Origin of the sequence: Mesorhizobium sp., assembly GCF_004962925.1 — a bacterium.
In the GTDB taxonomy this organism is placed as follows: Bacteria; Pseudomonadota; Alphaproteobacteria; order Rhizobiales; family Rhizobiaceae; genus Mesorhizobium.
This window is the reverse complement of sequence record NZ_SUEO01000004.1, coordinates 6,840-31,765: the sequence shown is the minus strand read 5'-3', so window position 1 is coordinate 31,765 and position 24,926 is coordinate 6,840. Positions and strand designations below refer to the sequence as shown.

Below are 24,926 nucleotides of genomic sequence, written 5' to 3'. Positions count from 1 at the left end.
ACGGGGCTCCTGACAAGATGAGGTCGAAATCATGCTCAATTCATCTTCCTTTGCCGAAGCCTTGCACAGCGACGGGCCTGCGGCGGACTTGGCGGAAAAACTGAACCTTTACGGCCGCTTCGTCGGCCCCTGGACATTCGACGCCACGCGTCATCTCGAAGACGGCCAGGTGCTGACCGGGCGCGGCGAGGTCCATTTCGGCTGGGTGCTCGAAGGCCGGGCGATCCAGGACGTATGGATCCTGCCCGCGCGCGACGCCGGTCCCTCGCCGTCGCTCGGCAAATGGACCTTCTATGGCACGACACTGCGCGTCTATGACCCCGGCGTCGACGCCTGGCACATCTTCTGGAGCGATCCGCGCACCCAATACTACAGCCGCCAGCTCGGCCGAGCCGAGGGCGACACCATCGTCCAGGAAGGCGCTGACGGCACCGGCGCCTCGGTGCGCTGGAGCTTTCAAGGCATTACCGAAAATTCGTTCCGCTGGCTGGGCGAACGTTCGCAGGACGACGGCGCGACCTGGCGGCTCGAAGTCGAGTTCCTGGCACGGCGAGCCGTCAGCACCTGACCTGCACGGTTTCCTCTGACACTGCTTTGCTCTACCAATGCAGGGTCTCGGGCGCGGCCCGGTGGGGAGGGTCAGATGCCGAGCTTCGACAGCCTGTTCAACGCCTTCGTCACCATTCTCGTGACCATCGATCCACCTGGCCTGGCACCACTCTTCCTCGCCGTAACACGCGGCATGAACCGCGAGGAGCGCAACCAGGTTTCCGTGCGCGCCTCGATCATCGGCTTCCTGGTGATGGCGCTGTTCGCAATCGCTGGCGCATCGATCCTGTCGGTGTTCGGCATCACGCTGCCGGCCTTCCGCGTCGCCGGCGGCTTCCTGCTGTTCTTCATCGCCTTCGAAATGGTGTTCGAGCGCCGGCAGGACCGCAAGGAGAAGATCGGCGATGTCGCCATCACCAAGGACATGATCCACAACATAGCCGCCTTCCCGCTGGCGATCCCGCTGATCGCCGGTCCGGGCGCGATTTCAGCGACCGTCCTGCTGTCCGGCTCTTTTCCAGGTTTTGGCGCGCAGGCAGCACTTGTCGGCATCATCGCGATCTGCCTTGTCATCACCTACCTGGTGTTCGTGCTGGCCGAGCGCATCGACCGCATCCTCGGCCAGACCGGCCGCTCGATCCTGACACGGCTGCTCGGCGTCATCCTGGCGGCGCTCGCCGTGCAGTTCGTCGCCGACGGCATCAAGGCGCTGATGGCGGTATGACGTCAGATCCGGTAGCCGATCCCAAGATCGTCGAGCTGGAGCTCGCATTGTTGCGAGCGCCGACCCGCTATGACCCGGATTTTCTTGAAACCGTGCTCGACGACGGCATGATCGAGTTCGGAAAATCCGGCAACGAATACGACAAGAGATCGATTCTGGCAGCGCTTTCTGCGTCGAAAGCCGAACCGGCACCGGATGATGCGCTCGAGATGACCGACGTCAGAACAGTTCAATTGGCGCCTGAGGTGTTGCTTTTGACTTACCGGCTAAGGCCCAAGAAAGAAACAGCTATTCCGTCACTGCGCAGTTCCGTATGAAAACGCACCGGTGGGCATTGGCGATTGGTATTCCACCAGGGAACCCGAGCCGCGTCCCAAGAAACAAACGGCCCCTGAACGCCGGTTGTCACACGGGCCTCGTCGTTAAGCTCGCGCGACGACGCTATCCTATTTAGCTGTCGTATCGATAACTTCGAAGTCGTGGGTGATCTCGGCGGTCTTGGCCATCATCGCCGAGGCCGAGCAGTATTTTTCGATCGAAAGCGCGATCGCCCGTTTCACCTTGTCGTGCGAGAGCGCCCGGCCCTTGACGACGAAATGCATATGGATGCGCGTGAATACCCTTGGATCGACTTCTGCCCGGTCGGCGTCGAGTTCGACCACGCAGTCTTCAACCGCCTCGCGCCCCTTTTCGAGGATGTGGACGACATCATAGGCCGAGCAGCCGCCAGTGCCGAGCAGCACCAGTTCCATCGGGCTCGGCCCCGGGGTCCTGCCTTCCGGCCCGAACGCGGTCCCCAGCACCACCTTGTGACCGCTGCCGGATTCGCCGACAAAGGTGCGCTCCTCGACCCATTTGACCCGCGCTTTCACCTGATACGTCCTTTCACTGCGCATCACTCAAATGCACAACGTCCCGAAAATCCAAGACAGATTTTCGGGACGCCAATTCGTGGCCCCAAGTAGCTGGCGTTTTTCGCCCGCGTAAGGGTCGTCCGTCCCAAGAAATCAGAACGGAATTTCGTCATCCAGTTCGCGCGACGAACCGCCGCCACCGCCGCTCTTGTTGCCGCCGCCGCCGCCACGATTGAAACTCTCGCCCGGGCCGGACTGGCCGAAATCGGAACCGCGGCTGCTGCCGCCACCGGCATAGCTACCGACCTGACCGCCCTCGCCCTGCCCGCGTGCGTCGAGCATCTGCAGCTCGCCACGGAATTTCTGCAGCACGATTTCGGTCGTGTAGCGGTCATTGCCGGTCTGGTCCTGCCATTTGCGCGTCTGCAACTGGCCCTCGACGTAAACCTTAGCACCCTTCTTCAGATACTGCTCAGCTACCTTGGCGAGCTGGTCGTTGAAGATGACGACGTTGTGCCACTCGGTCTTTTCCTTGCGCTCGCCGGAAGTCTTGTCGCGCCAGCTTTCCGACGTGGCGACGCGGATGTTGACGACCGGCTCACCCGAATTCAAACGGCGGATTTCCGGGTCCGCCCCGAGATTGCCCACCAGAATGACCTTGTTGACGCTACCCGCCATGATACTTCTCCGCGCTCATCCGAAACAAATTTTTGTCGCTGCACCTTATAGAGTGTGGGTTCTCTCCGCTTGCTGTGGCTGGCTTTTCCCACAAGGTTTTTGTTCTCTTTTCGTTCTAGAATGGAGGTTCTGCGCTGTCAATGGTTGTCAGTAACAAGTAGTGTCTTGGCGTCGAATTTCCACGACCTTTAGGATCGAGGGCGAACACGATGGAGACGGTTGCGCATGACGACCAGCCGCAAGAAGAGTGGCGAGCGGGAGTAAAGACTCGCATGCACGTCTCAGCTCGCAACGGCGCAACTCAACTTTGCATATTTGAACAATGGGTCGAACCGGCAGTTGGCGCCCCAACACATTGGCACCCGGTCGAGGAAGTGCTTACTGTGATCGCCGGGAAGGCCGAGATGTGGATCGATGAAGACCGTGTCGTCTTGGCTGCCGGACAGTCGCTTGTTGTCTCCGCGCACAGGAAACATGGCTTCCGAAACGTCGGCTCAGAGATGCTTCATATACAGGCCGTGCTCGCGTCACCAATTTTCGAGGCGACATTCAACGGATCCACTGAGATGGTGAGGCGCTGGCTTCCAGCGGTCTTGTAAAAAAACTGCGCCTGCCTAAAAACACGGCTTGCCAAACCAATAAGTGTAGACTTATGCTTCTGCCATGATCGAAGCAGAGATTTTTCGAGCGCTTTCCGACCCGACGCGCCGCGCTGTCTACGAACGGCTCTCCGCCGGCGAGATGACCGTATCGGAACTGCGCGGCGGCATGACCGTGTCGCAACCGGCCGTGTCGCAGCATCTCGCGGTGCTGCGCGGCGCCGGTCTGGTGGTCGAGCGGCGAGCCGGCCGCAACGCCTATTATCGCGCCGATCCGCAAGGGCTTGACCCACTGCTCGGCTGGATCGAGCGCTACCGTGCGTTCTGGCCCGAGCGTATCGAACGGCTCAAGGCGGTTTTGAAGGATATGGATCAATGACGGCAAAACAGCATTCGGACGCGACGGACTCGATCGAGTTCGAGTGCGAGCTTCCAGACCCGCCGGAAAAAGTGTGGCGGGCGCTGACGGTGCCGGACCTGCTCGCGGCCTGGATGATGCCGAACGACATCAAGCCCGAGATCGGCAGCCGCTTTGCCTTTGCCAAGCCGGACGCACCGATCGAGTGCGAAGTCCTCGACGCCGAGCCGGAACGCCTGCTGCGCTACTCCTGGCGGGAGCGGCCGGAGCCTGGCAATGCAGCGGATCCGCTCGCCAGCCCACTGGATAGCATTGTCACCTTCACGCTCGACCGCACCGTGTCAGGCGGCACGCATCTGCGCATCGTCCACGATGGCTTTGCGCGGGTAGCTACGCCCGCGGTTGCGATGGTGGGCGCCGGTTGCCGGCTTTCGCTCAACGCACACGAGCCCAAACAGACCATTGCCGCAAACACGCCTCGCCTCTTCCTGCGCGCGGCCTGAGCCACATAACGGAGAAAAACGATGAGCGGTCTTGCCAACCTGGTGCCGATGGTGATCGAGCAGTCGAGCCGCGGCGAACGCGCCTTCGACATTTTTTCGCGGCTGCTGCGCGAGCGCATCGTCTTCATCAACGGCCCGATCGACGACAATGTGTCGGCGCTGGTCTGTGCCCAGCTTCTATCGCTGGAATCCGACAATCCCGACAAGGAGATATCGCTCTACATCAATTCGCCGGGCGGCGTGGTGACCAGCGGCTTCGCCATCTACGACACGATGCAGTATATCCGCAGCCCGGTATCCACCGTCTGCATGGGCTTTGCCGCCTCGATGGCCTCGTTCCTGCTGATGGCGGGCACGCCAGGCCGGCGCATCGCGCTGCCCAACACCAGCATCGTGCTGCACCAGCCGCTGGGCGGCTTTCAGGGTCAGGCTTCCGATATCCAGCGTCACGCCGAAGGCATCTTGCGCACCAAGAAGCGCATGACCGAACTCTATGCGCATCACTGCGGCCGCACTTATGAAGAGGTCGAACGCACGCTCGACCGCGACTATTTCATGACCGCCGCGGAGGCAAAGACATGGGGCCTTGTCGATCATGTATTCGATACGCGCAAACAGGCGGCGTGAAGGGGTAGCCGAACACCATAAGCGGCAACAGCCAAGCCCGTTCGGCAAGTTTGATCACCACCGGTCTGGCTTCAGGCCCTGTGCGGCGATATGGTCGTTCGATGTCCGACAAAGATCCACGCATTAGTTTGAACCGGCTGACCATCGGGATCGCCGTCGCGGCGATGACCTCCGGCACGGCGTTTGCCGAAGACAATTTAACGCCTTCGCACAAAACCACGCTGCCCGGCGTGGCCGACGACTATCGCATCACCAAACCGGCTCCCGAACCCGACGATGCCGTGCCCGGCAACGATAACAACGGCCAGTTCAAGATCGGCGATACCGATGTCAGGATTTCCGGCAGTATAACCTTCGATGTCGGCGCCGGCTCGATCAAGCCCTCCCGGCGATAGGCCATCTGCCTTCATCGCTGCCACAAGGCAGCCCGTGCGCCTGCGGTCATCTGAAACGAATAGCCCCGCCGTTGCTTCAGCAAAACGGTCGGGGCTTTCTTGGATTTAAAATCCAAACTTGCCGGGAATATACTGCCGGCGTTCGATTTCGGATGCTTTGCGGTGTTCAGCCGCTGATCCGACTAGTGGTCTCTGATTTTTATAAGGATCGGCAGGTCACGGTTTGTCGGGCGGCGCAAACGCCTAGCCCTGGCACTTATGCCTGCCGCGGCTCCACCGACACGTGGAGCCTCAAGGGACTGTCCGGTGGAGTCATTCCTTCTGCTCTCCTCTTCTGTCCATTGCGACTGGTGTCGTCCGAAGCACATATCGCAAAAGCCTGCGACGTCTAGCAGGCCACCTTAGGGTGGCGAGGCCATCGAAAGACGGCCGGCTTCGGTGACGTTCAGAGTCTGACTCTCTGAGGCAGAGACGTCAACAGTTGGATAGCCGATTACAAAAAATGTGATCGCTTATACGGCAAATCCGAAATCCGCTGCAGTTTTGAGCAGCGCGGCATCGGCCGTGGATTAGAGTGCTGCGCGCTGCACTATCTATCCTGTCGGCCTTGTGGGATTCGTCTTCTGCTCTTTTGCTTGTCAGAGAAGGTTCGCGAGCCAGCAAACGCCTGAAACTTTAAACCCACCATGATGGGGCGGCTTGTGAAGCTGGTTTCATGGACGCTTTTGTCAGGAGCGTGTTCGGCCTTTGTTCTTTCCGCTTGCTCGCCTGCGCGAAAGACGGTTAAAGGCTTTGGTCGAGAGTTGTGGTGTCTCTCGAAAAGGTGACGAAATTACCTACATAGGGGATGGCCGGGACAACCCGCCATCCCATGAGATTCCAGATCTGAGGCGGCGACCGGCGATGGCCGACCATAAATATCTTTCCATTCGCGGGGCGCGCGAACACAATCTGAAGAATGTCGATCTCGACCTGCCGCGTGACAGCCTGATCGTCATGACCGGCCTGTCGGGGTCCGGCAAGTCGTCGCTCGCCTTCGACACCATCTATGCTGAGGGCCAGCGCCGCTACGTCGAGAGCCTGTCGGCCTATGCGCGGCAATTCCTCGAAATGATGCAGAAGCCAGACGTCGACCAGATCGACGGCCTGTCGCCAGCCATCTCAATCGAGCAGAAGACCACGTCGAAGAACCCGCGCTCGACGGTCGGCACCGTTACCGAGATCTACGACTACATGCGGCTGCTGTTCGCGCGCGTCGGCATCCCTTATTCGCCGGCCACCGGCCTGCCGATCGAGAGCCAGACGGTGTCGCAGATGGTCGACCGCGTGCTGGCGGTCGAGGAAGGCACGCGCCTGTTCATCCTGGCGCCAATGGTGCGCGGCCGCAAAGGCGAGTACCGCAAGGAACTGCTGGATCTGCAGAAGAAAGGCTTCCAGAGGGTCAAGGTCGACGGCATCTTCTACGAAATTGCCGACGTGCCGGCGCTGGACAAGAAATACAAGCACGACCTCGACGTCGTCGTCGACCGCATCGTCGTGCGTGGCGACCTGGCGACGCGGCTTGCGGATTCCATCGAAACCGCGCTGAAGCTCGCCGACGGGCTGGCAGTGGCGGAATTCGCCGACCGGCCGCTCGACGCCAGCCAGACCGGCGAGGATTCGGTCAACAAGTCGAAGAACGAGACGCATGAGCGCATCCTGTTCTCGGAAAAATTCGCCTGCCCTGTATCCGGCTTCACCATTCCCGAGATCGAGCCGAGGCTATTCTCCTTCAACAACCCGTTCGGCGCCTGCCCGACCTGCGACGGCCTCGGCAGCCAGCGCGCGATCGACGCCAGCCTGATCGTGCCCGACGACAATCTGTCGCTGCGTGCCGGCGCCGTCAGCCCATGGGCGAAATCGACCTCCCCCTACTACGTGCAGACACTGGAGGCGCTGGGCAAGGCGTATGGCTTCAAGCTCGGCGACAAATTCAGGGATCTGACCGAAGAGGCAAAGCAAGCCATCCTGCATGGCACCGGCGAGCGCGAGGTCACCTTCCAGTACGATGACGGTCTGCGCTCCTACAAGACGACCAAGACCTTCGAAGGTGTCATTCCCAATCTCGAACGGCGCTGGAAGGAAACCGAATCTGCCTGGATGCGCGAGGAGATCGAGCGCTTCATGTCGGCCACGCCTTGCCCGGCCTGTCGCGGCTACCGGCTGAAGCCGGAATCGCTTGCTGTGAAGATCGCCGGAAAGCACATCGGCGAGATTACCGAGCTGTCGATCCGCAAGGCTGACCATTGGTTCACCGAGCTGCCCGCCTCTCTCAGCGACAAGCAGAACGAGATCGCAGTGCGCGTGCTCAAGGAGATCCGCGAGCGGCTGCGCTTCCTCAACGATGTCGGGCTCGACTATCTGACGCTGTCGCGTAATTCCGGCACGCTGTCTGGCGGCGAGAGCCAGCGCATTCGGCTGGCCTCGCAGATCGGCTCCGGCCTGACCGGCGTGCTCTACGTGCTGGACGAACCATCGATCGGCCTGCACCAGCGCGACAATGCGCGCCTGCTCGACACGCTGAAGCATCTGCGCGACATCGGCAACACGGTGATCGTCGTCGAGCACGACGAGGACGCCATCCTGCATGCCGACTATGTCGTCGATATCGGGCCGGCCGCCGGCATCCATGGCGGCCACATCATCGCGCAGGGAACGCCGCAGCAGATCATGGCGAGCCCGGCCTCGATCACGGGCAAATATTTGTCGGGCGAGCTCGAAGTCGCGACGCCGGCCGTGCGTCGCGAGGCCAAGAAGAATCGGCGCTTGAAGATCGTCGGCGCGCGCGGCAACAATCTGAAGAACGTCACCGCCGAAATCCCGCTCGGCACCTTCACCGCCGTCACCGGCGTGTCCGGCGGCGGCAAGTCGACCTTCCTGATCGAGACCTTATTCAAGGCGGCGTCGCGCCGCATCATGGGGTCGCGCGAGCACCCGGCCGAGCATGACCGCATCGAGGGCCTCGAATTCCTCGACAAGGTCATCGATATCGACCAATCGCCGATCGGACGGACGCCGCGCTCCAATCCCGCCACCTACACCGGCGCCTTCACGCCGATCCGCGACTGGTTCGCCGGCCTGCCGGAATCCAAGGCGCGTGGCTATCAGCCAGGTCGCTTCTCATTCAACGTCAAGGGCGGACGCTGCGAGGCCTGCCAGGGCGACGGTGTCATCAAGATCGAGATGCACTTCCTGCCGGACGTCTATGTCACCTGCGACGTCTGCCACGGCAAGCGCTACAACCGCGAGACGCTCGACGTCTTGTTCAAGGGCAAGTCTATTGCCGACGTGCTCGATATGACGGTCGAGGAAGGCGTCGACTTCTTCGCCGCAGTACCCGGCGTGCGCGACAAGCTGGACACGCTGAAGCAGGTCGGCCTCGGCTACATCCATGTCGGACAGCAGGCGACGACTTTGTCGGGCGGCGAGGCGCAGCGCATCAAGCTGGCCAAGGAACTGTCGCGCAAGGCGACCGGAAAGACGCTCTACATCCTCGACGAGCCGACCACCGGCCTGCATTTCCACGACGTCGCCAAGCTGCTCGAAGTGCTGCACGAGCTGGTCGACCAGGGCAACACGGTGGTCGTCATCGAGCACAATCTCGAAGTGATCAAGACCGCCGACTGGGTGCTCGACCTTGGCCCCGAAGGCGGCGACGGCGGCGGCGAGCTGGTGGCGTCGGGCACGCCGGAGGACATCGTACGCGAGAAGCGCAGCTACACCGGGCATTTCCTGCGGGAATTGCTGGAGCGGCGGCCCGGAGGCAAGCGCGAAGCGGCGGAGTGATGGCGAAGAACGGCCTCATCACGGTCGAAAGCCGTTTTGGCGTGACCGAAACCATCGATCGCCTAACTGAGGTGGTAAAGCGCGCGGGATTGCTTGTCTTTGCGCGCATCGATCACGCTGCCGGCGCACACGATGTCGGCGCATCGTTGCGTCCGACCGAACTCTTGATTTTCGGCAATCCGAAAGGCGGTACGCCGCTGATGCAGGACCGGCAGCTTGCCGGTATCGATCTGCCGGTTAAAGCGCTGGCCTGGGAAGATGCACAAGATAAGGTCTGGCTGTCCTACAACGACGCGCATTGGCTGGCCGAACGCCATGGCCTCGGCGCCGTCAGCCGCGATGCCGTCGCGGCTATCGCAGCAGGCATGGACAAGGTAGTCGCAGCAGCCACCGGCACGGATCCGCTATGAGGCTGGCTCGGTCCGACGATCTTGGCGATGTCCTCTCGCTGACCGAAGCCGCCTACGCTCCCTACACCGCCTTGCTCGGCGCGCCGCCGATCCCGGTCACCGAAGATTATGCGCCGCGTATCGAGCGCGGTGAGGTCTGGCTACTGGAGGGTGGCGGCGAGCCGGCCGGACTGCTGGTTCTCGAACGGCATCCGGATCACAGCATGATCTTCTCCGTCGCCGTCGCTCCTGCCTTCCAGGGCAAGGGTCATGGCATCGCCCTGCTCAATCACGCAGACGAACAGACACAGCTGTGGGGCTTGCCCGAGGTGCGGCTCTATACCAACGCCAAGATGGAGCGGAACATCGCGCTCTACAAAGAGTATGGCTTTCACGAAACGGGTCGTCGGCCCAATCCATACCGGCCAGGGTGGACGATCGTCGACATGGCGAAGACTGTCGAGACGATCGCTACGGCCTGATCCATTTCAAACTCGGGAGGACGACAATGACCCAATCAGGAAAAATCCGCGCCGGCATGGGCGGCTGGACCTTCGAGCCGTGGGACACGTCCTTCTATCCGGACAAGCTATCCAAGGCGAAGCAGCTGCACTACGCAACCCGGCAGGTGCCGAGCATCGAGGTCAACGGCACCTATTATTCGAGCTTCAAGGAGCCGACCTTCGTCAAATGGGCTGGTGAGGCGCCGGATGGCTTCGTCTATTCGCTGAAAGGCAACCGCTTCGTCACCAACCGCCGCGTACTCGGCGAGGCTGGCGAGTCCATGATGCGCTTCCTGGGGTCAGGCGTCGCCGCGCTCGGCGACAAGCTCGGCCCGATCCTGTGGCAGTTCGCGCCAACCAAAAAATTCGACCCGGACGATTTCGAAGCCTTCCTCAAGCTTTTGCCTGAAAAGCAGGACGGCGTGGCCCTGCGCCATGCGGTGGAGGTGCGCAACGACAGCTTCATCGTGCCGGAATTCGCCGCGCTGGCGCGCAAATACAAGGTCGCGATCGTCTACGCCGACCACGCCAAATATCCTGGGATCGCCGATGTCACCGGCGATTTCATCTATGCCCGGTTGCAGACCGGCAGCGACGACAATCCCGACTGCTACACGCCAAAGGCGCTCGACGAATGGGCGGCGCGCGCAAAAACCTGGGCGGGAGGCAAGGTGCCGGCCGACCTGCCGCGCGCCGATCCGTCGACCGATGCACCGGTAAAACCGCGCGATGTGTTCGTCTACTTCATCACCGAAGGCAAGGTCCGTGCGCCCTTCGGCGCCATGGCGCTGATGAAGCGCGTCACAGGCTGACGGCCTGGAATTGTGACATCTTCACCACCATTATCGATACCTCCTTGCTGCATGAATCCGCGGAGCTAGGGCAGCCGCGGGTTAGGGCATGTCGCTCGACTACCACTCACTTCTGCTGGCCGTCGGTTTTTCCGCCGCCTGCCTGAGCCTGACGTTGTTCGGCATCTGGCTGACAGCACGAACTGAAAAGTTCCTGCTGACATGGGCGATCAGCGCTTTGTTGGTCGTCGGCGATGTTTTTATCTACCAGGACTATATCGAGACGCCCGGACGCATCCTCGGCATTGCGACGTTCGCCCTGCTCCTGGTTGGGTTCTCGACCATGCTGGGCGCCGCCTACCAGTTCAGGTCAGGCCGATCGCCGATCCCGCTGACGGCTCTCGGCAGCTGCATTTCGCTTGCCCTGGCGCTGCCGCCGATGGCGCTCGGATATGACGGGCTCGGTTTCATGTTCGAAAATCTCCTTGCCGCCCTGCTTCTGTTTGCAACGGCTTATCAGTACTGGATCGGGCGCGCTGAAGCCCCTGTCCCGATCATCGGCCTCGCCGTGCTCTACTCGGCCACCGGCGTTTCCTTTGTGCTGTGTGCCGTGGCTCTTGCGTGGGATGGGAAGCTTGTCCTCGGACATGCGCCGAGCAACTGGGCCGAGGATCTGAGCCTCGTCATCGTCATCGCCAGCATGACCGGCATCGGTGCCCTTTCGCTGGCGCTCAACCAGGGTCGCCTGGCCCGACATCACCGTCTGGATGCGCTGACCGATCCGCTGACCGGCCTGCTCAATCGCCGCGCCCTGTTCGATCTCAATGGCAGCGCCCCAATCGGAGCTTTCACGGCGGTGGTCGTGTTCGACCTCGACGGCTTCAAGGCCATCAACGATGAATTCGGCCACGCCACGGGCGATCAGGTGCTGAAAGTGTTCGCCGAGGAACTCGTCGAGAACCTTCGCCCGACCGATGTCGCCGCGCGCATGGGCGGAGAGGAATTCGCGCTGGTTCTGAAGCGCACCCTGCCCGAAACGGTGGAATTCACCGCCGGCCGTATACGCACCGCCTTCGCCGCGCGTGTCATCGAGACCGAAACCCGTCACCTGACATGCACCGTCAGCGCCGGATATGCTTTCGGCAGCAAGGACGGCATAAGTTTCGACAAGGTGCTCAGCGCCGCCGACAAGGCGCTCTATGTCGCCAAGCGTGGCGGTCGCAACCGCGTCGCGGCCTCGATATTCCGACGCGCGAGTTAGTCGCTTGGCAATACAGGGCAGCCGCCCTCCGCCAGCTCTTATGCCGCCATGACGACCTCGTTGTAGGCATCGAGATCGACGTAAAAGACCTTGGTGATCTCCGCAATCAGCTCGTCGTGATCATATCCCTGCGATTTCAGAATGTTGATGGCGGTCATGATGTCAACGCGCTCGATGAGCCGTCTTTTCTGGTAGTCCTCGACATAACGTTCCATCGGCTGTCCCGGGCCCAAGTGCCCCAAAAGCGTTGAACAACGATCAGATCGCAGGAAGGAGGCGGCCTGCATGGAACATGCCGGCTGAGCCCGCGCCTCACCCTTGATCTGTCAACGAGACTGATACGGAAAGCGGCCGACTCAACAAGGCCAAGTAAAGACTAGCATGCAATCTTCGGTGCGCTAGAGTTGCAGCCGGTGGGATTGAAGAAAGACTGCAGACCTTCGTGACTTCGTCATCCTGGGGCGAAGCAAGGAGCGAAGCGACGCAGACCCCAGGATGACGAAGGAGGAATGGTTCGGCTAATCCTAGAGGTTTGCGACCCTACACCGTAAGAAACTTGCGAACGTCCGCCCGGTCGAGATCCTCGGCCGGACCGGTGTGGACGATCAGGCCGCGGTCCATAATGTTGACCTCGTCCGCCAGTTCCCGGCAGAAATCGAGATACTGTTCGACCAGCAGCACGGCGATGCCTGCCTGGTCGCGCAGATAGCGGATGGCGCGGCCGATATCCTTGATGATCGACGGCTGGATACCTTCAGTCGGCTCGTCGAGCACCAGCAGCTTCGGCCGCATCACCAGCGCCCTGCCGATGGCAAGCTGCTGCTGCTGGCCTCCGGAAAGGTCACCACCCCTGCGGCCGAGCATCTGCTTCAGCACCGGGAACAATTCGAAGATGTGGCCGGGAATGTTGCGATCGGCGCGCCTCAATGGCGCAAAGCCCGATTCGAGGTTTTCCCGCACGGTGAGCAGCGGGAAGATCTCCCTGCCCTGCGGCACGAATGCGATGCCCGACCGGGCGCGATCATACGCCGCGCTCCGGTCGAGCGCCTTCCCCTCGAAGGCAACACTTCCGCTCGTCAGCCGGTGGTGGCCGACGATCGATCTCATCAAACTGGTTTTCCCGACGCCGTTGCGGCCGAGCACGCAGGTGATCTTGCCCGCGCCGGCCTTCAGCGAGACGCCGCGCAGCGCCTGGGCGGCGCCATAGTGGAGCGTGGCATTGGAGACTTCGAGCATGGTCAGCGCTTTCTCCAACGCCTGAAGAACGAAAGGTCGAAATGATGGAACGGAACGCGCCAGACCATGATCATCTCCCCAGATAGACTTCGACGACCCGCTCGTCGGCTGAGACGAAATCGAGCGAGCCTTCGGAAAGGACCGAGCCTTCGTGCAGGCAGGTGACCTTGACGCCGAGCTCGCGCACGAAATGCATGTCGTGCTCGACGACGATGACCGAATGGTCGCGCGCAATATCCTTGAGCAGCCGCGCGGTCTCCTCGGTCTCGGCATCGGTCATGCCGGCGACCGGTTCGTCGACCAGCAGCAGCTTCGGATCTTGCGCCAGCAGCATGCCGATCTCGAGCCATTGCTTCTGTCCATGGCTGAGATTGGCGGCGAGTTCGCTACGCTTGTCGCCAAGCCGGATAATGCCAAGGATGTCGTCGATCTGCCGCACTTCCGCGGCCGAGTGGCGATGGAACAGCGCCGGGAAGATCGAGCGTGGCCCCTTCAGCGCCAGCATCAGATTCTCCTCGATCGTATGGCTCTCGAAGACGGTCGGCTTCTGGAATTTCCTGCCGATGCCCATCATGGCGATTTCGGCCTCGTCATGTTTCGTCAGGTCGACCTCGCCGTCGAAATAAACCTCGCCCGCGTCGGGCCGCGTCTTGCCGGTGACGATGTCCATCATCGTGGTTTTGCCGGCACCGTTGGGACCGATGATCGCGCGCATCTCGCCCTTGTCGAGCACCAGCGACAGATTGTTGATGGCGCGAAAGCCGTCGAAGGAAACCGAGACGCCGTCGAGATAGAGGATGGTGTTGCTCTTCGACATCGCTCACTCCGCCGGCTGCGGTTCGGGGCTGGATGCCGACCAGTCGCCAGGCGTTCTCGCGGCCCTGCGAACGATCTTCGGCGGCGCCGGGACCTCGGCATCGGTGCCGGCTTCCTCGGCGATCGAGGCCGCCCGCAGCGCCTTGGCATTGCCGCGCCAGGAATCCCACATGCCAACGATGCCCTTGGGCAGGAACAGCGTGACGGCGACAAACAGACCGCCCAATGCAAACAGCCAGAACTCCGGCAGCACGCCGGTGAACCAGGATTTGCCGGCATTGACCACGAGCGCGCCGATGATCGGCCCGACGATGGTGCCGCGCCCGCCGACGGCCGCCCATACCACGACCTCGATAGAATTGGACGGTTCGAACTCGCCTGGATTGATGATGCCGACCTGCGGCACGTAGAGCGCGCCGGCAATGCCGGCCATGACAGCCGACACGGTGAAGGCGAACAGTTTGACGTTCTCCGCGCGCCAGCCAAGAAAGCGCGTGCGGCTCTCGGCGTCGCGCACCGCCATCAGCAGCTTGCCGTATTTTGAACCGACGATTGCCCAGGTGACGAAGACGGCGAGCGCCAGCGTGACCGCGCTGGCCGCGAACAATGCCGAGCGTGTCGCATCGGCCTGCACGTTGAAGCCGAGAATATCCTTGAAATCGGTCAGGCCATTATTGCCGCCGAAACCCATGTCGTTGCGGAAAAATGCAAGCAGCAGCGCATAGGTCATCGCCTGGGTGATGATCGACAGATAGACGCCGGTGACGCGGCTGCGGAAGGCGAACCAGCCGAAGACGAAGGCGAGCAGGCCGGGCACCGCAAGCACCATGATCGCGGCAAACCAGAAATGGTCGAAACCGTACCAGAACCATGGCAATTCCTTGTAGTTCAGGAACACCATGAAATCCGGCAGCAGCGGATTGCCGTAGACGCCGCGCGAGCCGATCTGGCGCATCAGATACATACCCATCGCATAGCCGCCGAGCGCGAAGAAGGCGCCGTGGCCGAGCGAGAGGATGCCGCAATAGCCCCAGACGAGATCGAGTGCCAAGGCGAGCAGCGCGTAGCAGAGATACTTACCGGTGAGCGCGACGATATAGGACGGCACGTTGAAGGAACTTGTGGGCGAGACCGCAAGATTGAGCAGCGGCACGATGATGGCGACCGCCAGCAGGACGAAGATCGTGATGGCGATGCGGCGGTCGGCGCCGGCAGCGAAGAAGCGTCCCGTGATCATGCTTCCACCGACCTGCCCTTCAGCGCGAACAAGCCGCGCGGGCGTTTCTGGATGAACAGGATGATGAGGACCAGGACGACGATCTTGCCGAGGACTGCCCCGGCATAGGGTTCGAGGAACTTGTTGACGATGCCGAGCGAGAAGGCGCCGACCAGCGTGCCCCAGAGATTGCCGACGCCGCCGAAGACGACGACCATGAAGCTGTCGATGATGTAGCCGCGGCCGAGATTGGGCGAGACATTGTCGATCTGGCTAAGCGCGACGCCGGCGATGCCGGCTATGCCGGATCCCAATGCAAAGGTCAGCGCGTCGACCCATGGCGTCCTGATCCCCATCGATGCGGCCATGCGGCGGTTGGCGGTGACGGCGCGCATCTGCAGGCCCCAGGGCGTGCGCTTCATCACATAGAGCAGCACCGCGAACACGCCGAGCGCGAATACCAGTATCCAGAGCCGGTTCCAGGTCACGGCAAGCTGGCCGATATCGAACGAACCGGACATCCATGACGGGTTGCCGACCTCTTGGTTCGTCGGCCCGAAGATGGTGCGCACGGCCTGCTGCAGGATCAGCGAGACACCCCATGTCGCCAGCAGCGTCTCCAGCGGCCGGCCGTAGAGGAAACGGATGACGCCGCGCTCAATGACAAGGCCGACAAGCGCCGCAACGAGGAAGGCGAGCGGCAGCGCAATGACCAGCGACCAGTCGAACAGGCCAGGAAATGAATTGCGGATGACCTCCTGCACGACAAAGGTGGTGTAGGCGCCGAGCATGACCATTTCGCCATGCGCCATGTTGATGACGCCCATGACGCCGAAGGTGATGGCAAGGCCGATCGCCGCCAGCAGCAGCACCGACCCCAGCGAAATGCCGTACCAGATGTTCTGGCCAGCATCCCACAGTGCCAGCGTCGAATTGATGTTGGCGATCGCCGCCGTCGCCGCGTCCTTGACCGCGCCTTCGGAATTGGCCTCGACGGAGGTGAGCAGGGACAGCGCGTTGCGGTCGCCGCGCGCGCCGATCAGCGCGATCGCCGCCAGTTTGTCGGCCTCCGGCCTATCCGACGCCAGAACAGATGCGGCGCGGGCCTGTTCGAGCAGCGCTTTGACGCTTGCCACGGTTTCGCTGGCGATTGCGGCATCGAGTGGCTCGATGTTTGTGGCATCGGGTGTCTTGAACATGGTGTCGGCGGCGGCGATGCGCGCAGCCGGGTCTTTCGCGCCGAGCGTCAGCGTGCCCAAAGCATCGCGGACGGCGCGGCGCAGCGTATTGTTGACCTTGATTTTGGTGATCTCGCCCTTGGCCGCATCGCCGGACTTTTCACCGCTCAGCGGGTCGAGCAGCTCAACGCTGCCGCCACCTTCCTTGCCGATGAAAACCTGAGAATCGGTCTTGCGGACGTAAAGATCACCCTCCGCAAGCGCGCCAAGCGGGCGTTCGACGGCAGTATCACCGGTAGCCGCGAGCTCGTGCACGACAGCTTCGATCGCTGAAAAATTCGAGGCAGTGGCGAATTTGGTGACGATGGCGCGCAGATCCGCCTCGGCAGCATTCGACGGCGACAGCATCCCCAGGAGGAGCAGCAGCGTCAGCCCAATCACGCGGATCAAGATCATCGGTTTCTGGCGACTCTCGAAGGGTTGGAAGTTCGCGTCCGGGCGGACTGAGGAGAGGAGGAGTTCGCCCGGACGCGTCGCGGTCTAGGTCGTGGAGAGATCCACGACCGGTCAGACCCGGGAGGATCAGTTGGTTCCCTTGCCGCCGCACTTGCCGGTGGCGACATTGAAGTTGCCGCAGGACAGAGGCGCGCGCCAATCGGAGATCAGGTCCTTCGAATCAGCCAGGTAGTCGGACCACTCGTCGCCCATCACCAGGCCGGGCGTCTGCGAGACGGTCTCGAACTGGCCGTCGGCCTGGATTTCACCGATCAGCACCGGCTTGGTGATGTGATGATTCGGCATCATGGTCGAATAACCACCGGTCAGGTTCGGCACCGAGACGCCGACCACGGCATCGATGACTTTGTCAGGATCGGTGGTGCCGGCCTTCTCGACCGCCTTCACCCACATGTTGAAGCCGACATAGTGGGCTTCCATCGGGTCGTTGGTGGTGCGCTTGTCGTTTTTGATGAACTTGTGCCAGTCGGCAATGAACTTCGCATTCTCCGGCGTGTCGATGCTCTGGAAGTAATTCCAGGCGGCGAGATGGCCGACGAGCGGCGCGGTGTCGAGACCGGCAAGCTCTTCCTCGCCGACCGAGAAGGCCATGACCGGGATGTCCTCGGCCTTGATGCCCTGGTTGCCGAGTTCCTTGTAGAACGGCACGTTGGCGTCGCCATTGACGGTCGAGACGACGGCGGTCTTCTTGCCGGCCGAGCCGAACTTCTTGATCGTCGAGACCTCGGTCTGCCAGTCGGAGAAGCCGAACGGCGTGTAATTGACCATGATGTCTTCGGCGGCGACGCCCTTGGCCTTCAGATAGGCTTCGAGGATCTTGTTGGTGGTGCGCGGATAGACGTAGTCGGTGCCTTCGAGCACCCAGCGTTTCACCGAACCGCCATCCTCGCTCATCAGGTAGTCGACGGCCGGAATGGCCTGCTGGTTCGGCGCCGCGCCGGTGTAGAACACGTTGCGCTCGCTCTCCTCGCCCTCATACTGGACGGGATAGAACAGGATGTTGTCGAGTTCGCTGAACACCGGCAGCACCGACTTGCGCGACACGGAGGTCCAGCAACCGAACACCGCCGCGACCTTGTCCTTGGAGATCAGCTCGCGTGCCTTTTCGGCGAACAGCGGCCAGTTGGAAGCCGGGTCGACCACGACCGCTTCGAGTTTCTTGCCGAGCAGGCCGCCTTTTGCATTCTGCTCTTCGATGAGCATCAGCATGGCGTCCTTCAGCGTCGTCTCCGAAATCGCCATGGTCCCCGACAGCGAATGGAGAATGCCCACCTTGATCGTGTCGTCAGCCGCCTTGGCCGGGACGCTCGTCAGCAGGCCGGCCGTGACCACGCTTGCCGAAAACATTTTTGTTATTGTCGAGAAACTGCCCCTCATATTTCAAAACTCCCAAGCTGGTTGATCGCATCGCAAACAGACCATGCAACGGCTGTGCCAACCGCAGGAGCAAAATTGAGCAGGCTGAGATTTCCTAGCTCTATCAGCCGGTTAATATATTAGCCGCCAAAGATGAGCGCCGCCGCCGGCGTTCTGCTTGAGAAAAAACGACCCGCACTCGCCTAAGTTTTGCTCACATGCCAATTAATGCATAAATCTTGAGCAGAACCACATCAAAGACGGCGAACCGTTGCAGCGCTGCAGGAAAATGGGGCAAGTTCGATCTTCAACAGAGCGACGTCATGGCCCCCAGGATTTCTCGTATTTTCAGCATAGTGCTTCTGGCTGCGGCCACCGGCGGCGCACGCGCCGAGTTCACCGACGGCAAATTGCCGGACGGTGCCTATCACTGCGAAGTCTATCTGCTTGGCACGTTCCTCAGCCTTGGCGACATCACCATCAAGGGGAACGTCTATAGCGGCCCGGTGACCTTCGGAACCGCTTCGCAGGCTTACAATTATCAAATGGATGCAAACGGCGAGATCACCTGGTTGGGTCCATTGGGCGGCTACACGACCGGCGGCAACTCGATATCGCTTACGCAAGCCACCCTGGACGGTCAAACCAGCCCATCCTTCGACATCATCATGAAGCAGCCTGACGGCGCCTTCACCGCCTCGACCTGTACGAAACGTTGAGCGCGGTCCCGGGCCGCCATCGCGTTACAGGAAGTGTTCCCTCTCATGTCATCCGGATGTTGCCGAAGCAGCATAGGCAGCGGTGCGCCGTTACCATCCACCCAGAGAGGCAGACATCATGGCCAACTCCCCGTCATCACCCTCCCCTGTCATTCGCGACGTCATCGCCGCGCGCGTCTCACGCCGTGGTCTGCTGAAAGGCGGCCTTGCATCCGGCGCGTTGCTTGCGGGCGGCAGCTTCGTCGGCTCGCTGTTTGCCGGCGAAACACATGCCGCTGCCGCACTCTCGACGCTGGGCTTTCCCGAGCTGAAGCGCGTCTACGACAAAACCCATGCCGCCGCCGAAGGGTACGAGACCACGATAGTGGCACGCTGGGGCGACGCGCTCGCAACCGGCCTGCCGGATTTCGATGGCAACAAGGTCGCCGCCGGTGAGCAGGAGAAGCGCTTCGGCTACAATTGCGACTACATCGCCTTCATGCCGCTGCCGAAAGGCTCGGTCAGCTCCGACCACGGCCTGCTCTGCGTCAACAACGAATACATTTCTCCCAACGTGATGTTTCCCGGCATGACCGAGGACGATGCCGGCAAGATGATGTCCAGGGAACAGGTCGATCTCGGCATGGCGGCCATGGGCCATTCGATCGTCGAAGTTGCCATGAAGGACGGCAAGTGGGCGATCGTCGAGGACAGCCCGCTCAACCGCCGTATCACGGCCAACACCGAAATGACCGTATCCGGTCCCGCCGCCGGCCATGCGCTGATGAAAACCTCGGCGGATGCAACCGGCACCAGGGTTCTCGGCACCAGCTACAATTGCGGCGGCGGTGTCACGCCATGGGGCACCGTGCTGACATGCGAGGAAGGCGTTTCCGATATTTTTGGTGGCGATCCGAAAAAGGCACCCATTGCCGACATCCTCGATCGCTACGCTTTCGACGGCTCCGACTTCTATGGCCGTGCCCGTTTCCATGACCGGTTCAACCTCGACAAGGAACCGAACGAGGCAAACCGTTTCGATTGGGTGGTCGAGATCGATCCCTATGATCCGACCTCGAAGCCGGTGAAGCGCACAGCACTCGGCCGCATGTCGCACGAAGCCTCCACCGTCGTCGTCAACAAGGACGGCCGCGTTGCCGTGTACATGGGCGACGACGACTATTTCGAATACATGTACCGCTTCGTCTCGAACCGGGCCTACGATCCGGCGAACCCGGCCTCCGGCAAGGACCTTCTCGATGACGGCGTGCTTTCGGTGGCGCGGTTCGATGCCGACGGCACCATGACCTGGCTGCCGCTGGTTCACGGCCAGGGCAAGCTCACCACCGAAAACGGCTTTGCCGACCAGGCCGAAGTGCTGCTGAAGACACGGCTGGCGGCCGACGCACTGGGTGCTACGCCGATGGACAGGCCCGAGGATATCGAGACCAATCCAGTCACCGGCCGCGTTTATGCGGTGATGACCAAGAACAAGAAACGCGACCAGTCGAAGGTCAACCCGGCGAATACGCGCCCCGAAAACCTCTGGGGCCATATCGTCGAGCTGATCCCGCCCGGCGGCCGTGGTGCCGAGGCCGACCATACGGCCGAAAAATACGAATGGGACCTGTTCGTGCTGTGCGGCAATCCCAAGGACGCCGCGGTCGGCGCGACCTTCCATGCCGACACGTCGGAGGATGGCTGGTTCGTATGCCCCGACAACATCACCTTCGACCCGGCCGGGCGGCTCTGGGTCGGGACCGATGGCGCCAACGACTTCGATCTGCCGGACGGTGTCTACGGCATCGACACCGAAGGTTCGGCGCGCGGCCTACCAAAGCTGCTTTTCACCTGCCCGCAGGGTGCCGAGGCTACCGGCCCCTGCTTCACGCCGGATGGCACGACGCTGTTCCTGTCGGTCCAGCACCCGGCCGAGGACGCCGAGACGCTCGACAAAGCCGCGACGCTGTGGCCCGACTTCAAGGACGGCCAGCCGCCGCGGCCCGCCGTGGTCGCCATCCGCCGCAAGGATGGCAAGCCGGTCGGCGCGTAGCTCTGGCACCGACAAAAACAGGCGCGGAACCATGCGAGGCTCCGCGCCGGCTGGCAGCCGGGAGGGCTACGGCTAGATGCTCTTAGCCGACATCTGTTCAGCGATATAATCGGCCTGACGAATCGCCAGCGACACGATCGTCAAAGTTGGATTTTCAGCGCCGCCGGTGGTGAACTGGCTGCCATCCGACACGAACAGGTTCTTGATGTCGTGTGCTTGGCCATGTTTGTTGACGACGCCGTCGGCCGCCTTCTCGCTCATCCGGTTGGTGCCGAGATTGTGGGTCGACGGATAGGGCGGCGTCGGGAAGGTCCGCGTCGCCCCGACCGCCGCGTACAGCGCCGAGCCCTGTTTGTAGGCGTGGTTGCGCATTGCGGTGTCGTTGGCATGATCGTCGAAATGGACATCCGCCACCGGCATGCCGTGCTCGTCCTTGATGTCGGCATGCAGCGTGATGCGGTTTTCCTCGCGCGGCATGTCTTCGCCGACGATCCACATGCCGGCCATATGGTCGTAGTGATCGAGCGCCGTGGTGAAGGAACGTCCCCAGCCGCCGGGATTTAGGAAGGCGGCCATGAACGGCAGGCCGAGCGACAGCGTCTCTAGCTCATAGCCGCCGACGAAGCCGCGCGAGGGGTCGTTGCGCGCCTCGTCGCGGATGATTCCGGCCATCGTGGTGCCGCGATACATATGCACCGGCTTGTCGAAGATGCCGTAGACCGAGCCCGTGGTGTGGCGCATGTAGTTCTTGCCGACCTGTCCCGACGAATTGGCAAGGCCGTCGGGAAACTGGCTCGATGCCGAATTGAGCAGCAGCCGTGGGCTCTCGATCGAGTTTCCGGCGACGGCGACAATGCGGGCCTTCTGTTCCTGCAGTTTGCCGTCCTTGTCGGCATAGACGACGCCGGTCACCTTGCCTGAGGCATCGTGGTTGATCTTGATAGCCATGGCATTCGGCCTGACCTCGAGATGACCGGTCGCCTCGCCCTTCGGGATTTCGGTATACAGCGTCGACCACTTGGCGCCCCATTTGCAGCCCTGGAAGCAGAAGCCGGTTTGCTGGCAGGCATTGCGGTCGTCGCGCGGCTCGGAATTGATCGCCATCCGGCCGGTGTGGCACTCCTTGTAGCCGAGCTTGTCGGCGCCGGCCTTCATCACCTTGAAGTTGTTGTTGCCGGGAAGGCCCGGGATGTTGTTGGTGAGCGTCACGCCAAGCTTGTCTTCGGCCTTTGCGTAGTAGGGCTCCAGATCGGTCAGCGTGATCGGCCAATCAAGCAGGTTGGCGCCATCCAGCTTTCCGTAGGTCCTCCAGGATGACGACATCGATGCCCTTCTGGGCAAGTTCGTTGCCGAGCGTGCCGCCGCCGGCGCCCGAGCCGATGATGACGACCACGCCATTGTTCTTGAGATCAAATGCTGCTGCCATGGTTTCCTCCCACGATGTCTGTTGTGTGCGGTTGCGACGAGAGGCTCAGAGCCACTCGATGTCGTCGAACCCGCGCGCCATGTAGCCGCCCTTGGAGTAGGACTCGCCCTCGTAGCCAAAAATCGGCCAGACCTCCTTCTGGTTGTAGAGGCCGACGACAAGTCCGCCGCGGACCGCCTGGAAGAACGGCGTGTCCTCGATCTCCCTCAGCACGGCAACGCGCTGCTCCTCCCAGCCGAGACCGGTGTAGCCGTCCTTGCCCGACTTCAAGTCGAGATCGGCGATGCCCTTTTCGATGAGATCCTTGTGGGCCGGGTCTTTGCCGGCCTGCTCGTCATGGGCCTTGACGGCGATTGCGTAATATTTGTCAGGCACTTGATCGTGCGGGTAGATGTCGCGCGCCATCTGAATCAGGGTCGCCATGGTTTCGGGCTTTAGCGCGGATGTTTGGAGACCCCAGGCATGTTGCGGACTGATGACGGCGCTGCCTGAAATGACCAGCAATGCGCCGACACCGCCGCGTTTCAGAAGTTCGCGGCGCGACAGCCCGGGCTTGCTTTCGTAAATCGTGACCATTTCTTCCTCCCTTGCTTGCTATTTGCACCGTGAAGGTGCCGTTGCTGGCGCCGCGGCGCGGCCGCGATGTCTCCTATTTGAACCGGCCCCGACGCTGCAGGACCTCGATCTTGTAGCCGTCGGGATCCTCGATGAAGAAGAAGCGCGCGAGCAGCGCTCCGTCGCGGTTGAACTCGACGATCTTTTTCGGGTTCAGGCCAAGCGCGCCAAGCCGGTCGTGTTCGCTGTCCAGATCGATGACCGAAACGGCGAGATGCCCGTAGCCATCGCCGAGCGCATAAGGCTCTTCACGGCCCTTGTTAACGGTGAGCTCGACCTCGAACTCCGCCTCGGCATTGCTCAGATAGACGAGCGTGAAAGTATCGAAATCGAGCCGTTCGGCGACATCCATCCCAAAGGCTTTCCGGTAGAAATCGACGGACCGGGCTTCCTCCAGAACCCGGATCATGGTGTGGATCGCCTTCGCCAAATGACACTCCCTTGCAGCAGCGCCATATGCGCGTCGGCATGATTATGCGCGGGTTTCGGCAAAGATGGTGGCAGCCGATTACCACGCGCTAATCTAACGACCGCGTGGCATACTGCTTAAGGACGAAAGTCCGATTGCTGTTTTCCGCTTTCCAGCTGAAGATAATTGGCCACGATAGGCACTGCTCAAAGGCGCGAATCACTGCTGATTGCGCCCAAAAATCAACAAGAATGGCCAAAGCCAACAAGAAGGGAGGTAACCGATGTGCAGGGTTTTTGCCGGGCAGGATCCGGAGGGCTACCGACAGATCAACCGCTCGATCCGCATCGACGGGCACTCGACCAGCATCCAGCTCGAGGCGACGTTCTGGGCTTTGCTCGACGAGATCGCCGACAGCCAGGGTCTGACGACGCCGAAATTCATCTCGAAGCTCTATGACGAGGCTATCGAGATCAATGGCCAGATTCCAAACTTCGCGTCGATGTTGCGCACGACCTGTGCTCTCTATCTGAAAGGCCATCGGCCAGGTATCGAAGAACACACGACGCCTAAGCGGCAAGCAGCCTAGTTTTCGGCTGCAACATCGAGGGCCAGCCGGGTCATATCGGTGAAAAGCGCCTGGCGTTCGGAATAGTCGGTTTGCTCGCCGGTCACCACATTGTCGACGACGGTCAGCAACGACAGCGCCCGGGCGCCGAAGTGGGCCGCGATGCGATAGAGCGCGCTGGTCTCCATATCCACGGCGAGCGCGCCTTCAGCCTGCACCTCGGCAAAGCGGGCACTCCCCTCCGGATGATAGAATATGTCACTGCAGGCCGTCAGCCCGGCATAGTGTTCGATGTCGAGTTCGCCAGCCCTGGCCAGAGCGCGGGCAAGCAGCGTCGGATCGGGGCCAGCAGCGGCATCGTAGAGCCCGTAGACCTGGCCACTCCCTGCACTTTCACCATGAACCGATTGCGAGATCACCAGGCTGCGCAGCCCGACCTTGGCGGTCAAGGCGCCACAGGTACCGGTGCGGATCAGCGTCCTGACGCGATGGAAGTCCAACAATTCGTGCGCGTAGATGAGAAATGACGAGACACCGATCCCCGTCGACTGGATGCTGACCGGCCTGCCCCGGAAAAGACCGGTGAAACCGAGGGCGCCCCTGCGGCGGTTAACGCAGCGCGGCGCCTCGAGAAAAGTCTCGGCCATCCATTCGGCGCGCTGCGGGTCACCCGGCAACAGCACCGTTTCGGCATAATCGCCTTTGCCTGCCTCGTTGTGCGGCGTCACGGCATCTACCCCAAAATCTCCGCCGCGTTGTCATCGCAATCATGGCAGGCTGGCG

General features: G+C 61.7%; 27 protein-coding genes and 1 pseudogene. 16 read left to right on the top strand and 12 right to left on the bottom strand.

Going from position 1 to position 24,926, the window contains the following annotated elements:
• Positions 1-31 precede the first annotated feature (31 nt).
• From E5W87_RS02170 to E5W87_RS02160, 3 genes are all read left to right on the top strand, one after another.
• The gene (locus tag E5W87_RS02170; protein WP_292393542.1) at positions 32-568 is read left to right on the top strand and encodes a hypothetical protein; all 537 of its coding nucleotides are present in this window, start codon (positions 32-34) and stop codon (positions 566-568) included.
• Positions 569-643: 75 nt separating this feature from the next.
• Positions 644-1,273, top strand: a complete 630-nt coding sequence (locus tag E5W87_RS02165; protein ID WP_292393540.1) for a MarC family protein — start codon at positions 644-646, stop codon at positions 1,271-1,273.
• Positions 1,270-1,590 carry a nuclear transport factor 2 family protein gene (locus E5W87_RS02160; RefSeq protein WP_292393537.1) on the top strand — a complete coding sequence of 107 codons (321 nt, stop codon included), beginning with the start codon at positions 1,270-1,272 and terminating at the stop codon, positions 1,588-1,590. Before E5W87_RS02165 ends, E5W87_RS02160 begins: the two co-directional genes overlap by 4 nt.
• 129 nt (positions 1,591-1,719) lie before the next feature.
• On the opposite strand, the gene E5W87_RS02155 is transcribed toward E5W87_RS02160, so the two are convergent.
• Positions 1,720-2,145: an OsmC family protein gene (locus E5W87_RS02155; RefSeq protein WP_292393535.1), complete on the bottom strand. Its 426-nt coding sequence runs from the start codon at positions 2,143-2,145 to the stop codon at positions 1,720-1,722.
• Between the two features lie 135 nt (positions 2,146-2,280).
• Positions 2,281-2,805: a single-stranded DNA-binding protein gene (gene ssb / locus E5W87_RS02150; RefSeq protein WP_292393533.1), complete on the bottom strand. Its 525-nt coding sequence runs from the start codon at positions 2,803-2,805 to the stop codon at positions 2,281-2,283.
• A 209-nt stretch (positions 2,806-3,014) separates the two neighbouring features.
• Between ssb and E5W87_RS02145 the strand changes: the two genes are divergently transcribed.
• The 10 genes from E5W87_RS02145 to E5W87_RS02100 all read left to right on the top strand — a co-directional run bounded on the left by E5W87_RS02145 (position 3,015) and on the right by E5W87_RS02100 (position 12,056).
• Positions 3,015-3,404, top strand: a complete 390-nt coding sequence (locus E5W87_RS02145; protein ID WP_292393531.1) for a cupin domain-containing protein — start codon at positions 3,015-3,017, stop codon at positions 3,402-3,404.
• Positions 3,405-3,468: 64 nt separating this feature from the next.
• Entirely contained in the window at positions 3,469-3,783 is a 315-nt protein-coding gene (locus tag E5W87_RS02140; RefSeq protein ID WP_126106447.1) for a helix-turn-helix transcriptional regulator, read from the top strand.
• Positions 3,780-4,265, top strand: a complete 486-nt coding sequence (locus E5W87_RS02135) for an SRPBCC domain-containing protein (RefSeq protein ID WP_292393529.1) — start codon at positions 3,780-3,782, stop codon at positions 4,263-4,265. Before E5W87_RS02140 ends, E5W87_RS02135 begins: the two co-directional genes overlap by 4 nt.
• A 21-nt stretch (positions 4,266-4,286) precedes the next feature.
• Positions 4,287-4,892 (top strand): ATP-dependent Clp protease proteolytic subunit, encoded by a 606-nt coding sequence (locus tag E5W87_RS02130; protein WP_292393527.1) that lies wholly within the window; start codon positions 4,287-4,289, stop codon positions 4,890-4,892.
• A gap of 101 nt (positions 4,893-4,993) precedes the next feature.
• A complete protein-coding gene (locus E5W87_RS02125) occupies positions 4,994-5,287 on the top strand; it encodes a hypothetical protein (protein ID WP_292393642.1) in 294 nt (97 codons plus the stop codon).
• A gap of 903 nt (positions 5,288-6,190) precedes the next feature.
• On the top strand, positions 6,191-9,112 hold the full coding sequence (uvrA, locus tag E5W87_RS02120; RefSeq protein WP_292393525.1) for an excinuclease ABC subunit UvrA: 2,922 nt from the start codon (positions 6,191-6,193) through the stop codon (positions 9,110-9,112).
• The gene (locus tag E5W87_RS02115) at positions 9,112-9,522 is read left to right on the top strand and encodes a DUF302 domain-containing protein (RefSeq protein ID WP_292393523.1); all 411 of its coding nucleotides are present in this window, start codon (positions 9,112-9,114) and stop codon (positions 9,520-9,522) included. The genes uvrA and E5W87_RS02115 overlap by 1 nt, the downstream gene beginning before the upstream one ends.
• Positions 9,519-9,983, top strand: a complete 465-nt coding sequence (locus tag E5W87_RS02110) for an N-acetyltransferase (protein ID WP_292393521.1) — start codon at positions 9,519-9,521, stop codon at positions 9,981-9,983. Before E5W87_RS02115 ends, E5W87_RS02110 begins: the two co-directional genes overlap by 4 nt.
• 26 nt (positions 9,984-10,009) lie before the next feature.
• Entirely contained in the window at positions 10,010-10,816 is an 807-nt protein-coding gene (locus E5W87_RS02105; RefSeq protein ID WP_292393519.1) for a DUF72 domain-containing protein, read from the top strand.
• 88 nt (positions 10,817-10,904) lie between these two features.
• Positions 10,905-12,056 carry a GGDEF domain-containing protein gene (locus E5W87_RS02100; protein ID WP_292393518.1) on the top strand — a complete coding sequence of 384 codons (1,152 nt, stop codon included), beginning with the start codon at positions 10,905-10,907 and terminating at the stop codon, positions 12,054-12,056.
• Between the two features lie 38 nt (positions 12,057-12,094).
• Here the strand turns inward: E5W87_RS02100 and E5W87_RS02095 are convergent, their stop codons facing one another.
• From E5W87_RS02095 to urtA, 6 genes are all read right to left on the bottom strand, one after another.
• Positions 12,095-12,271: a hypothetical protein gene (locus E5W87_RS02095; protein WP_292393516.1), complete on the bottom strand. Its 177-nt coding sequence runs from the start codon at positions 12,269-12,271 to the stop codon at positions 12,095-12,097.
• A gap of 325 nt (positions 12,272-12,596) precedes the next feature.
• Positions 12,597-13,292, bottom strand: a complete 696-nt coding sequence (gene urtE / locus E5W87_RS02090; protein ID WP_292393514.1) for an urea ABC transporter ATP-binding subunit UrtE — start codon at positions 13,290-13,292, stop codon at positions 12,597-12,599.
• Positions 13,293-13,362: 70 nt separating this feature from the next.
• Positions 13,363-14,109 (bottom strand): urea ABC transporter ATP-binding protein UrtD, encoded by a 747-nt coding sequence (urtD, locus tag E5W87_RS02085; RefSeq protein ID WP_292393512.1) that lies wholly within the window; start codon positions 14,107-14,109, stop codon positions 13,363-13,365.
• A gap of 3 nt (positions 14,110-14,112) precedes the next feature.
• The gene (gene urtC / locus E5W87_RS02080; RefSeq protein ID WP_292393510.1) at positions 14,113-15,345 is read right to left on the bottom strand and encodes an urea ABC transporter permease subunit UrtC; all 1,233 of its coding nucleotides are present in this window, start codon (positions 15,343-15,345) and stop codon (positions 14,113-14,115) included.
• Complete coding sequence (urtB, locus tag E5W87_RS02075; protein WP_292393508.1) at positions 15,342-16,958, bottom strand: urea ABC transporter permease subunit UrtB; 1,617 nt, start codon at positions 16,956-16,958, stop codon at positions 15,342-15,344. Before urtB ends, urtC begins: the two co-directional genes overlap by 4 nt.
• A gap of 126 nt (positions 16,959-17,084) precedes the next feature.
• Positions 17,085-18,395 (bottom strand): urea ABC transporter substrate-binding protein, encoded by a 1,311-nt coding sequence (urtA, locus tag E5W87_RS02070; protein WP_292393506.1) that lies wholly within the window; start codon positions 18,393-18,395, stop codon positions 17,085-17,087.
• A 302-nt stretch (positions 18,396-18,697) separates the two neighbouring features.
• On the opposite strand from urtA, the gene E5W87_RS02065 reads away from it, so the two are divergent.
• Together E5W87_RS02065 and E5W87_RS02060 are read left to right on the top strand one after the other, a co-directional pair.
• Positions 18,698-19,093, top strand: a complete 396-nt coding sequence (locus tag E5W87_RS02065; RefSeq protein WP_292393504.1) for a hypothetical protein — start codon at positions 18,698-18,700, stop codon at positions 19,091-19,093.
• A gap of 118 nt (positions 19,094-19,211) precedes the next feature.
• The gene (locus E5W87_RS02060; RefSeq protein ID WP_292393502.1) at positions 19,212-21,125 is read left to right on the top strand and encodes a PhoX family phosphatase; all 1,914 of its coding nucleotides are present in this window, start codon (positions 19,212-19,214) and stop codon (positions 21,123-21,125) included.
• 72 nt (positions 21,126-21,197) lie between these two features.
• Here E5W87_RS02060 and E5W87_RS02055 read toward each other — a convergent pair.
• From E5W87_RS02055 to E5W87_RS02045, 3 genes and pseudogenes are all read right to left on the bottom strand, one after another.
• Positions 21,198-22,551, bottom strand: a pseudogene (locus tag E5W87_RS02055) (GMC family oxidoreductase).
• A 45-nt stretch (positions 22,552-22,596) separates the two neighbouring features.
• Positions 22,597-23,127 (bottom strand): gluconate 2-dehydrogenase subunit 3 family protein, encoded by a 531-nt coding sequence (locus E5W87_RS02050; protein WP_127204127.1) that lies wholly within the window; start codon positions 23,125-23,127, stop codon positions 22,597-22,599.
• Positions 23,128-23,200: 73 nt separating this feature from the next.
• Complete coding sequence (locus E5W87_RS02045) at positions 23,201-23,596, bottom strand: VOC family protein (RefSeq protein ID WP_127291606.1); 396 nt, start codon at positions 23,594-23,596, stop codon at positions 23,201-23,203.
• Between the two features lie 262 nt (positions 23,597-23,858).
• Here E5W87_RS02045 and E5W87_RS02040 point away from each other — a divergent pair, with 262 nt between their 5' ends.
• The gene (locus E5W87_RS02040; protein WP_126106434.1) at positions 23,859-24,164 is read left to right on the top strand and encodes a ribbon-helix-helix domain-containing protein; all 306 of its coding nucleotides are present in this window, start codon (positions 23,859-23,861) and stop codon (positions 24,162-24,164) included.
• On the opposite strand, the gene E5W87_RS02035 is transcribed toward E5W87_RS02040, so the two are convergent.
• On the bottom strand, positions 24,161-24,871 hold the full coding sequence (locus tag E5W87_RS02035; RefSeq protein ID WP_292393498.1) for a DeoD-type purine-nucleoside phosphorylase: 711 nt from the start codon (positions 24,869-24,871) through the stop codon (positions 24,161-24,163). The two genes, E5W87_RS02040 and E5W87_RS02035, sit on opposite strands and share 4 nt — an antisense overlap.
• Positions 24,872-24,926: the final 55 nt, after the last annotated feature.